The 13,597-nt window shown below is 37.9% G+C and carries 2 protein-coding genes; both read left to right on the top strand.

Annotated elements, in window-relative coordinates:
* The first annotated feature begins 18 nt into the window (after nt 1-18).
* Nucleotides 19-7,674: a hypothetical protein gene (locus PLJ10_01965; GenBank protein ID HOK08408.1), complete on the top strand. Its 7,656-nt coding sequence runs from the start codon at nt 19-21 to the stop codon at nt 7,672-7,674.
* 1 nt (nt 7,675) lies between these two features.
* Nucleotides 7,676-13,588, top strand: a complete 5,913-nt coding sequence (locus PLJ10_01960; protein ID HOK08407.1) for a right-handed parallel beta-helix repeat-containing protein — start codon at nt 7,676-7,678, stop codon at nt 13,586-13,588.
* Nucleotides 13,589-13,597 lie beyond the last annotated feature (9 nt).

Genomic DNA, 13,597 nt, shown 5'->3' with positions numbered 1-13,597 from the left:
TGAAGGAGTAATTAGTTTATGCAAAAAAAGAATACGGGCGCGGCATTAGTATTAGCAATTGGAATAATTGCTATTCTTCTTGCGATAGGCTTTACTTTCTATTTTGTTACACGTGGGGAATTATATGTAGCGGATTTATCACTCCGTCAGGCTCAATCAGACGAGCTGTTACGCGGGGCGATGAATATCGCCATGTCTTACTTAAATAATGATTTAAATCAGCATCCTTTTGCATCTTCAACAGACCATTCGTGGCGTTCCTTTTTTAATGGTTCCTGGGTTGCAGGTAAACCATGGGCAATTCGTAATGTAGGATTAGGCCCAGCAGGTTTGGTTCTACGAAGTTCACTCCAGTCAAAACAGGGCATCCCCTATATTGATGTGTCACGACCTTGGGTGCATTTCCCAAATTTGCAAGGTTATATGTTAAATCTTCCTCTTAATCGACGATTTCTATATGTCCGTTTTGCTGATGGATATTATGAGTTACTCTATAATGGACCACGGAGTCGCAATTGGCTTTTTTACCCACGAATAGAGAATCTAAATGCGCCTGTTATTTATGATTTGAATGCAGAATTAGTTGTTCCGGATGCTGACCCTTCTAAGTGGGTGGTTCTACCACAGAAAGAAGGAAATAATTATCTCTATTATCGGGTCAATATAAATGCCAAGAGTTTTAATGAGATAACAAGAGACGGTGATATACCGTCTAATGTGGCGCCATTTTTGTTGCCTGCTATGTATGGCAGGGTTCAATATCCGGATGGTTCTCCTGTGTTTACAGGAGCGGATAGAAATGGGGTATCTTATGCTAACGGACAACTTTATACTCGTGAATGGGTTAATGCCTGGGCTGATGTAGATTTAGACGGGGATGGATATAAAGACGCAATATGGATGCCAATGTCCGCAGACCGTTTATTTAGCGGTTTAATAACAGATTCCGCAGGAGATATAAGAGAAATTCGTGATGATGGTTTAGATAACAATTTAAATGGTCTTGTGGATGAAAAGCCAGATAATGATATTAATGAAGAAGGTCCCGTTTTTGGTGCAGATGATTTGTATGACCCAACAGACCAGTTCTGTGAACAGGTAGGAGATAAAAAAGTATGTACTCCGGACCCGGAAGAAGTATTTGAGATAGGTGCTTTTGTATATTGGGGTGGGAATGATGGTTTAGACAATGATTGTAACGGTCTTATCGATGATGATGATAAAGATGATAATGGAAACCCACGAGAACAATTATTTTTAACCGCACCTCTGCCTGGATTACGAATCAAGGTGGACTGGAATGCGGATGGGGTTATTAATCAATATGATATGGTTCCGGATGAAAATGGCAACTTGGTATATCTTCAAATTATTATGCCGTCATCAATAGAAATAGTTAATCCTATTTCAGGGAAAGTATGCACTTTAACAGCGGAGAATGTCGACTGTCTTGATAATGACTATGATATGCTTGTAAATAATTTTGAAACCTATGCTTATATAGGACCTAATAATTTAGAGAGATTTTTTAAAATAACCGATACGAGCAGGATAGGAAGTGAAGTCCTTGAATTAGCAGGACCGCCATTTGTTTTGAAAGGATTCGTAACCTCTGGTCCAAATCGGGGTGCTCCCATATATGATATTTACAAAAATAATCAAGCAGATGTGGAGGTTTATGATTATATGTATGCCAAATTTGCTATGCCGGGAAACTGGAATCTGGAAGATACCTATCGATTTCGTTCTGCAAAAAGTGCATCTTTCATAGAAATCAATCATTTTCTTGATGCTAATGGTAATGTCTTTTTACCGGGAATCCAAATATATCCAACACGAGGGAAATATAAAGATATTGCTGGAGGAGTTACAAGGGATATCAATTATGAGAGTTTAATTCCCTTTATTCATATTACTCATACAGGTGAGCCTATATGTGATTTATATGGTAGAATGGCGGTATATATAGAAGATGAGAGTAGTAAAATCAACTTGAATGCTACGGGAGGGCACTATCCTATAGACTTTAATTTTACCGTTCCGGAGACGAGCCTTGCAGACAAACTACGTCGAACATATTTTGTTCCAGGAATGTCGTCCCCATGGTTGTTGGGTTATGGAATGGAAACGCGATTTTTACCTACCAGTGGAAGAAATATAGCCCGAAAGTTTTGGAATTTGTTAACAGGAGCATCTCATGGACAGATTGATAGTTCTGTGTCGGACTATTCTTTAGGTGTAGGTTCTTCGCCGTTATATTATGATATGGCATTTCCGGGGTATGGTGTTGCTGATGATAATGCTAATGCTTTCCTTTTGTTAACAAATGGATTAGATGATGATGGCGATGGGATTGTTGATAATGGTGTAAATAATTGGTTAGGAATTCTTGAAGGGATTGATGAACCAGGTGAATTTCAAAAAGCAAGACCTTATTTGAATAAAATTGCTGAACGAGATTTTGCAGATGATAATCAAAATGGTGTTACAGATGAACTTGGGGAATTGGGTGACAGAATTATTAGCACGACAGACCAAATCTCCGAACTATTAGAATATGGTGAGCCGGGGTCAAAAAATATTAGTCAGATAATGTCAGTGTTAACTTCTTTTGGATTATCAAAAAACGTACAAACAAAAAAATTTGGAGCGTCTCTCCGTGGAATTAATCCTGTAAATATTAATTATGCGTCTGCTAACCAAATTGCCTCAACTCTTATGATGTTTGTAAAGCCTGCCTCGACCCTTAATACTATTTCATGGAAATTACCGACTGCCTATGACGCCTTTTATTTTGCTGAAGGATTAAGAAGTTATGAGGATGACTGGTCTACATGGTTTCAAGAGGATAACAATGAACCTGGTTTCTTTTTCTATAACTATGATAATGTAAGTGGTATTCCAGTCTCTGCAATGAATCCCAATTCTGAAACCCAATGTTTCAATTTTCCTGTGGACCCATTGTTAAAGACAATTCAATTTGCTGTAAATTTAGTAGATATGAGAGATAGTGATGTAGTTCAAACGAGGTTAACAACAGAAAAAGTGCCGAGTTCTTTAAGTTCATCAGAGGAAAAGGTATATAACCCGAGTACAAATAAGAACACGCTATCTGTTTTTGAAAAGGGACATAATCCAGAGAACTTCCCTTTGAAAGAAATAGAAAATTATATGAAGGAGACATTAGAAGAGAGAAATATTTTCTTTGCAATTAACGATTACTGGTGGGCAAATCGAGTTGATAATGGCATAAGTACAGATGGAACCATATTGAAAGATTTACGTTCAATAAGTTATACAGTTGCTGGGGTGGAATCAATACGAATAACGGAACTCATGGTACGACCAGTGCGTAGGCTTGAACTGGAAGTGCCGGTGTATCAAAACTACTATAACTACTATCGAACTAATTATTCGCCAGGTATCCCCTTGTTCCTTGCAGATGTTGAAGCATTAAGTAACCGATTTGTTGATGATGATGAACACGATATAGTGCCAGCTGTCCCATGGGTGTTGAGTGCTAATGTTTTAGGAAAAGAGAATTATTATGAGACTACGGAAGAAACGTTTAGATATATTGACAATACAACATCACCTTCTCAAGAGTTTGATTTCCCGAATGTGATTGAGTTTCGGATTCGAGCCACGAAACAATTGCCCCCAGGGAGATATTATTTAGTATTGAATACAAATAATTTAACAGACCACACATTAAAGAGAGGTAGCACTCAACATCTCAAATATGCTGTTAAATATTGTGCTGTAAATGTCAATGCCCCGGACGTATTAGATGATGACACTTTAATAGAACCATCTGTGCTGGATGACGTCAGAAACGAACCGAATCTTGTAAATGACGATGCGGTATTTCAACGAGTACAAGATGCTTGGATTGGTGTTAATGCCCGTGGCGAAGAAACAGGGAAAGTGTTTTTACCCGGACAATTGGAGTCACAAACATTACCTCCTCCTAACTACTGGTTAGATGGAATTTTACCAGAAGAACGACCCGTGAATGGAAAAACCTTTACTGTTACAGTTCCTCCGTATACACCCGATGATGGAGATAATACCAATGATTTTGTATTATGTATTGCGTTTTGGGCAGAAAATGTCAATTCGGGTAGTCCTATCGCATTGAATTATCTGGAGTTTAGCCAGGAACCAGACCATGAATATATAGAATTGACTAATATTTCAAATAAGCATATTGATTTGACAGGTTATACCCTCGAGATAGGTATTCCCAGAGATAAAAACGGTTTTAGAATCGACCCATATAAAGTTGTTGCAAAAATTGGTGACCCTAACAATCCAAACGATAGATACACCATCGCTCCTAAAGGTCGTTTATTATTGACTTTTGATTCGTCAACGGATTTACCCAATGATAAGTATGACCATTATAAAGATGTAAATTATAATCCCGATTCTATTATTAAAAAGAACGGAATTGGAGTTTGTAACATTATCCCTGATGTTGCTCCTCCTGCTGAATTGGAGTTTTTGACCTATATTACCACTCCTTTTGTAGGTTTAGAGGAAGTGGAAAATGTGTTTAACAGAAGGTATACAAATGCAAGTTTAGAGGAGGACCTTGTCGATTATAATAGTGATGGTGTTTTAAATGATAATGTATTCGATAATGAAATTGAAAGCACACCATCGAATTTGAATATTAATGTGGCAGGTCCAAGAAAAGCATGGGACCGCATTGTACCCCTGTCATCTGTAGAGTTTCCATTGATTGATGTAGATATTTCTGGAACAGATAAAGTAGATAGAACGGAACGGAGAAAGATCGACCAAATCGTTAGTGTGAATGATATTGCAAAATTAATTTTACAGGGGGGAATTTTACCCAATGAGCCTGAAAATGATGGTTATGATAATGATGGCGATGGGAGGGTATTATTGACAGGAGGAAAGACTCAGTTAGGTATCCTTGAAAAAGATGGTGTTGATAATAATCTTAACGGTTTTGTAGACGATAGACCAACGGACGAAAGTAACCCTCTAAATATTTTATATAATGAAGGTGTAGACGAAGGACGTATTGGTCCTTATAGCAACAATAGGGTCTATGGTTATGGTAGTTATGAGAGTGGAATGCTACCTGTTTTCCATTTAAAGTCAATGACATATTTTACCGGCAACATAGAGGTTGATTTTATTAGCGACCCTTATGATGGGAATAATCCGCCAAATAAAACGACAGGTCTTAATTATTCTGGAAACCCAGATCTAATTGCACCATATTTAGGTACAGATGATGACCCGCCACAATGGAAGGCATTTGTGGAAAAACGATGGAATCCAGGAGATTGCGTTGTTGTTTGTTTGTATGACCAGAAAGGCGGGTTAGTTGATGGAGTTTCATATAACGAACTTGACGTAACTAACCGTGCAATAGATGATATTTTACCTGCACCGAATGAATTGCAACTGAATCCAGATTTTGCGTCGTGGTGGATTCCTGATTGTATGCTTTGGGATTTTTATCGCTCGTTGAATCGAAAACATCCGGAGTATGCAGGTGATAAGCATGGTTTAAGTAATAGGTGGGAAGCCACAGATGGCTATTATGACGATTGGGAGGAATCGCCTCATTACTTAGAACAGATTGTTAATGTAATGATAAATAATGAAGAACCAAATAATTTCCCACTGTTTGGCTATACAAACGAAAATCCATATAGGCTAAAGACAGATATTGATTTTGTTGTGAGAACATATAATAGCACACCGTTAGCTAAATCATATACAGAAATTGCATTAGAAAGTAAAGACTTTTCCACACCTGAAGGTTCATTGCCAGATGCACCGGTAATTAATGGTAGAACACTGACTTTGTCATATCCATTTTGGAATCTTGAACAGAATAGAGATTTAGGGGTTGCTTATACGGGAGTTATTGACCGAATAAAAATCCCTATACAGAATCAGTTTTTAACCTCTGCTTATCGTCAGAAATCCCTATTTATAAATCCGGAAAACAGATATCTTTTTGATTTATCTCGTCAAAATTTGGTTCTTTATCGTCCTGGTTCTGATGAGTTTTTCTGGCGTCAGGTTTGGACTGGGGGTGAAGTAACAGCATCACAGTTGAAAAACAAAGTGGAGTTAGGCCAGACATTAAAGGATGCTCCTTTAATGTTTTCTACGGAAGGTAAGGTGTTGACGGTTGGAACTGCTGAATTTATACCCATCCGCCCGAATCCAAATGAGACAGACGTGTTCCCGTCAGGTGGCAATTTCCAAACAATGATAACTTACGACTTAAATAATAATATTTATCCTGAGGCATGGGTTCCTTTGTTCTTGTTTATGTTCCCAGGTGAATCCTATACCTATCCTAAATTTGTTGATGGTTCAACATGGGCTGGTCAATATCCGACACCACTTCCGACTTTATTTAATGCAGAGCCAGGGGATAGTTGGCTTGTTGATGGTTCACGAGTTTTTGGTAGACCTCAAGTGGATATTAATGATGTTGCTCAACGGTGGCAAATACCAAAGCGAGTTTTTGCTTATGCGAGCAGTTATAGGACGATTTATCCCGAACGTAATAGGCCAGAAGCATTATTTATCTGGGATGTAGAAGATGGTGTTGAAAATGGAGACTATTGCGTTTATATTAATGTTGTTAGTGAAGAGCAAATGCGTAGACTTCAATATTACGATGAGAAACTACATGCTGGTGGAACGCCAACATATGAATTGTTTAGTGAAGATTTTGGTAAATTATGGATTAATCAAGATTATGACCCCACTCAGGTTCGTTTGGCTATCGAAGTAATTACAGACCCTGCACAAGCGAAAGGGTTAAAACCGAGAGGTTCTACTATACCAACAGGTTTGACCCATCCTGATGATTGGTATCGGACAGATAATACTATAATTCCTGAAGATGTTGTTGTCTATCAACCCGATAGAAATGGTATAATTATATATGGGAAGCAAGCCGCAGCCGGCTGGCGACCCCAGATGATTAAAGTTACACAAAAATTTATCGCATTGCGAGTTAGGAATGTGGGTGATGCTCCATGTTTCCTAACAAATATTGTATTGAGTCCCTCAAAATCCACATCTTATAAAATCAATGTAAATACAATAGAGCCTTATATCTATACAAGGGGGAGAAGTAAGAGGGTGTTCATTTCTTCCATGTGCTTACCAGGAATGTTTTACCGCCAAAGCCCACTACCCAAAGATGCAGATTTGAGTAACCCAACTTATGGAATAAATCCCATTCCTGTCACAGATGCTACTTATACAGACAACTTATCTGATACCGCTCTTTCTGCTTTCCAACTTTCATATTTGTTAACAACGAATAGACCGGAGCATGAAGACGGTAGATATTATTCTTCTCCTATGGAATTAGCGGATATAAATTCTGGTAAATATTTAACTCCACTTAGTGTAAAAGGTAACTATATAGAAAGAATAAATGATGTATTGTCGAGATACGAAGCCGTTGCTGACCACATTAGTTTTAGGTCAGATGTGTTTCAAATCATCGCTTTAGTTCAGTTAGGTCAGGCTGTTGATATTAATAAAGATGGGTGTTTCAATTATCGAACAAATGATGAATTTGTGGTCCGAGCAGAGTCGAAAGGACGAATGATATATGAACGGAGCGTGCCCGCAGCCCGATATGAGGAGGATTAAAATGAATGCCATTATGTTAAAGAAGGTACCTTTAAAATATATGATTTATGCTAATAAATTATTGGGTACTGCTTTATTAACATTTTGCTTTTCTCTCTTAATATCTACGTTTTCATCAGGAGAACGAATTGTGACTCCTGGTGAAGATTTAGTTCAGGTTATACAAGATGAAACAGATGAATCTATTTTCCTTATGCAAACAGGTCCCAGTAAACCCACAGTATATGAAATTAACCAGCCCATTATAGTAGACCGCCCTATTAGTCTTGTAGGTGTTGATAATACAGCGACTCCGTCTACAAATCGATTGCCTACTGAAGTTGTTATTAAAGGAAACAATATTTTCCAGGGGGTTATAAAGGGAGGGGATTTTGAACCTCCTGATAGTTCAGTATGGAATGTAGACATAAATCCTCCAGACCTATATGACCCAAGCTACTCTATTATTGAAGAAAATACACGTGCATTAAGTCCAACTCATTTAGCGTTGTTCAAAGGAATAAGTGAACCATTAGTACCGGACCAAATTAGCCAGGATTTTAAGTTTCCTTTTAATCCAATAAATACAGGTCCCATAAGTGTAATTGATGACCCTGAAGTTTATCAGGATATCCTTTTAGCAAAAGTTGGATTGGTTGTCGATATTCTTGAAACACAACCAATTATGTTTCCAAAGGGAACAGAACCAACAAAATTATCGTATGCAGAAAATACTGGATTGTCTCTTTTGAACCCGCTACCAATTGATTTATCTGGTCTTGTAGATGCTAAGCTTCAATTTAAAATTATGAGGGATAATGGACCTATAAACCCAGATGATATAATAGAAATTTCAATTAAAATGGGCACTCTTGATAGCGTGGTATTATCAATCCCTATAGCTACCATTCTAAATCCTATGGCTTGGGAACCATGGGAATTTGATATATTATCTCTAATACAACAGTTTAGTGGGGGTGAAAATCCAATTATAACACTGAATATTAAGAAATTAGGGGCAGGAGATAACACAGTCTATTTTGATGATTTTGTGCTATTTTTAGATTTTAATCTTTTACCTGATGTGCCAATACCGATTGTATGTGGTGGTTTTGACGGTGGGCTTTGTGCGCCATGGATTGGCGTAGGGAATTGGGCGATTGTTAATGACCCTGTAGAAGGTGACCAATGTTTAATGTTAGGCCCTTCACCAGAGCAGGTAAGACAGGTTTGGCTTGAATTTTATGTAAAGACAGATGTATTCAGTGGAAAATCAACTGACCAATTAAAAATTCTTTTTGATGGAGTTATGCCACCGTTACAATTGCTTGCTGAATTGAGTCCTGGAAATTGGACACCGCTGATAGAATACAGACCCAATGCATTTCCTAATACAGACCAATACACACGTATTTTGGCTGAAATACCATCCGGTCTAACTAATGATAATAGTCCACATAGAGTTTCATTTATTAGCCAGGTGGCTCCTTCTGCGGTATCACCTGATAGTCTTGACCCTAATACGACTGTTTTCTTGTTAGATGATGTAAATTTTCTTGTAGGTTCTATAACTGATTTAAGACCACCTGAACCGGGCTATATCATCCCTAATGGAAATTTTGAATCGGGTGTTGATGGGTCTTGGATATTAACAACCACACCTGTCATCCCCGAAAGAGATATTAATGATGTAATTGTTCCAGAAGGTGGATATACAGCCCCTTGGTGTGCACACTTGGGTGATGTTCCACCAGCAAAAATCTCATTTTTTGTAAAACCAGTTAATATAGTTGCTCCAACAGATTATTTTGTAGTTTGGTTAGGTGACAATGAAAATATAACAGCAAAAGTAATTTATGATTCTCGTGTAAATGGGATGCCAGCCTTAGGAGTATGGACAAAGATAGAACGTTGGCTTACACCACCTTTGCTTGGTGAAGGTGATAGTAGTTTTGAACTTCATGTAAAGGCTCATATTATTTCTATTTCACCAGGAAACTATATTTTATTTGATGATTTTTGTGTTAGTCCTTATGGCGGTTTAGGTAGTGTCGTTAGTCCCAATGATGTTTGTTACCAGAACGCTATCCAGAATCCATCTTTTGAAATAGACCCAGATACGTATTGGAACAAGAATGCAATTGCATTGGCTATGGGTCCTATCCATTGTTATGACCTAAATTCTTCAGATTGTACCCTTCCCGAACCTCCTATTACAGGCATGAGAGCTTTGCGATTTTCAGGGATTGATATGAAGCCATCATTAATGTTCTGGCTTAAAATTGTAGATGCAACGGATGACTCAGAATCGGAATTAGAAATTTTGATTGATGGTCAAGTTATAAAGGCAATAAGAGCAAACGATAATACGTTATGGAATGGTTATCAACCTATCACAATTTGTGATGAATTAATTCCATTTTTAGATATGGCACAGCATCGTTTAACAATTCGAATAAAGCCGGAATGTTTGAAAGAACCTGTAAAATATTTGATAGATGATTTTTGTTTCGGATACAAGGTGTTTTTAATGCAGAATGCATTGGTATGTTATCCCAACCTTCTTTTGGACCCGAGTTTTGAAGCAGGCTATTCTACACCATGGGAAGTATTACCCGACAACAGCATTATAAAAGGTGGTCCAACTGGTTTCCCCGAGGCGCATACCGGTGTGTGGTATGTAGAACTAAAACAGAAACAACCAGATATCCGAGTTTTATGGCAAGAAGAAATTAATATCCCAACATCAGCCGATAACCTCCAATTCATTATACGAGTTTCAAAAGGCGACTTCCCGGAAAATAGTAAGATTAGTGTTTATTGGGATACTCTTAATGGTACACCGGTATGGTCTGCCACTGCAGATGATTTTCCTGATGGTCAATGGATTCTCGAAGAAATCCCATTACCTTATACAACTAACCCCCATATTTTATACTTTGTTTACGAGAATTGTCGGACTGCACATCCTTCAATTTTCATGATTGATGATGTTGCTGTTGTTCGTAGTAGATTCCCATTAATCGAGGTGAGACCTGGTGGAGATTTATGTATCGAAAGTATTTCCTTAATGAAAGGCTCCACTGGAATTTTAAATTCAGGTGGAGTATCAAAGATTTATAGGTGTTTCATAGGTCCTTTCCTTGATGATGGCATCACAGTTATATCTGATAGTGTAGCAAGTATCTCTCAGACAGTTATTCATGGAAATAACATAGATGGGGTCGTAAATCAAGGAACAGCCGTTATTTTACAAAGTACAATTCGAGCAAATGGAGGGAAAGGTGTTGTAAGTAAGGGCAACGGCGATACAAGTGTAATAGCATCGTTAATCTGGGAGAATCGGAGCGGAGGGCTTATTGCTGAGTCTGGTGCTACGTTGAGAAGTGGGTGGAACTTGGTACATCCAGATGTTACAAGTGGTGTTACTCTTATTGGTTCGCCAATCGGGGTTTTTCCGTCTACGGTTTTGTTTGTTGATTATCCCTGGACAGGTAAATTAAGGACTCCTATTCCAGCCATGGTATCACTTGATACAATAATCAAGAATTATTTGCCATCATCAATGCGAACATACATTGTAAATTCTGGCTGTGGCGAAACAGCCAATCTATATCCTTTTGTAGATTTTGAAAGTGATATGAGAAGTCTTATTAATGTTCAAGTAAGTGCTGATGAAGTGCCTATTGTAGGAACAATTTTATTCTGGACAATGTGCAAAGTTAGTCCTGTCTTGCCCCGTCAAATAACAGGAAGAGAGAGAGACATTGGAATAGGTAATGATTTTAATGTTGATATAAAAGTTGTTGGAGATATAACATTATCTGATTCCATGTTGTACCTCGTCCCTGAAGAATATGTGCCTTATGTCGTAGGAGCAGTTGACCAACTTGTTCAGATAAATAAATTACCTGCGGAGTTAAAAAAGCCTGTTGAGATAACAGATATTTCGGGGAAAATAGGAAGAGCAGAATTTGTTATTAATAATTTGTTTTTATCTGATGATGACGGAATTCAATTTACAACCAATGGTAGGGCACGACTCTTCTTGAGAGTTGGACAAATCCTTATAGGAATTTATTCTGAATATGGAACTTTAATGCGTCTGCCCCCAGCTGATACTGAATTTATTATAGATACCATACAGCCTCGTTTGAGGGAAGATTTGTTAAGTTATACAGCAGGAGGATTCGTTTTCCAGAATAATGATATAGTTTCACCGCCTTCAGGTTTTACATATCCACCCAATTGGTGTCCTGATATATTAAAACCAATGGCGTATAGTAGTGGAACGTTAGGACAGGTAGCACATATATTCTTCAATAACAGAGAACCTCTTTCATTCGCTCTGCAATGTGCATTTTATGACCCTTACCCTGTGGATATTGCAGGAAACGTAAGAAGTGTTGAAGTTTCAGGTTTTAATAATAACAGAACGGATGTAAATGTAACAGGAAGTAGTCCAATTTTTGATTTAATTGCAAATGGGCCTATTTATGAAGGTTTTGAACCTTATCCGCCGGGATTAGGTTGTGCATATATTGTTTTATTGAATGATGTAGATAGTGTCTTGTCTTATTCAACCCAACCTTCATTGATTTACTCTATGACATACGATACGGCGCAAACAGGATATACCCAGCCATGGCAAACAGCAAGAACCGTCTGGCAGTGGTTGAATTTGTTATTTGGTATAGATTGGCATATACGTGTTAAATTTGGGGTTCGAGACCTGTCAGGTAATGTTTTATATGAGCCGGCTAACTTAACACAAGGTGAACTTAATATATGGTGGATGATAGACCCTGACTTTGAGATAACTACCGCTCCAAAATTTGGTGAGTGGACAAATAATCCACAAATAATGTATAAATTAACACGTAGTGTTTCGCAGAAACCAACTAATGCAGACCCGTGTTTGTCTATAGTTGGGATTCGTGTTTGGACAGCCCTTGACCCGTTTAACTACGAAACAACGCAATGGATACCTGTGGATGTATTTAATAATAGATGGGGCTGGATAATTGATAGAGAAAGTTTAGATAAAAATACACCTATTGTATTCTCGAATGGAAGTATAACAACTCTCGGCAGTGTTATAAGTGATAGAAAATATTGTGGTGCTTTGTTAATGGCTACAATGACAGGAGCTGATGAGGCTGGAAATGTACGACCTTTACCTACTGTATTATTAGGCAATAAAGTAGATGCAATAGGGACATTAACGGCAAATGCTGTTCCATTAGCAGTATGGCGAAATCCATGTGATTTTGATATTGATACGAATTTGCAAGTAGATACATGGTGGAATCGTTGTACCGCAGATTATCCAACATGGAGAGAGGTCAATTATAACTTTGGCGAACGAGATTTTGGGGCAGTCCAACGTGTCCCACTTCCTCTATATGAAGATGCATGTAATTATAGAGTCGAAATGAAACTGAAAATGTCTATTGTTATACCTACTCAGGGTTATGCAATTAGTCAATATGGTTTTGATGTGCAAATATTTGAAGATTCCAATTTGGTGGCGGGAGGAACTGTATATATGCTTCAGGGGGCTACAACAGCAGAAATTTATATCCCGACAGATTTTATGAACCCACCTAATGATAATCCAACATTCAATCTGAATTGGTATACCAGTGTTAGTAATTTTTTGAATGCCCCACCGACAAAATGCGAAGGATTACCTGCAGATAGATTGGGTGATGAAGGTTCACCAGAAAAAGGCTACAGAAAACGTGATGTAAAGTATGATATTGTAGTGCGTGCTTTTGCTCAAGATATTACTACAGGTGCTTTAATAACTGACTCAACACCAACAAAAGTATCAGTAACAATATATCCACCTGTAGGAGATACAGAAAGAGCAATAACAGCACCCTCACAGCCGAAAGATGAACAGAAAATAAAGTTATTCATACATGAATAAAATTTGCAA

Source organism: Candidatus Hydrogenedens sp. (assembly GCA_035361075.1).
In the GTDB taxonomy this organism is placed as follows: Bacteria; Hydrogenedentota; Hydrogenedentia; order Hydrogenedentales; family Hydrogenedentaceae; genus Hydrogenedens.
This window is presented reverse-complemented; position numbering and strand designations above follow the sequence as displayed.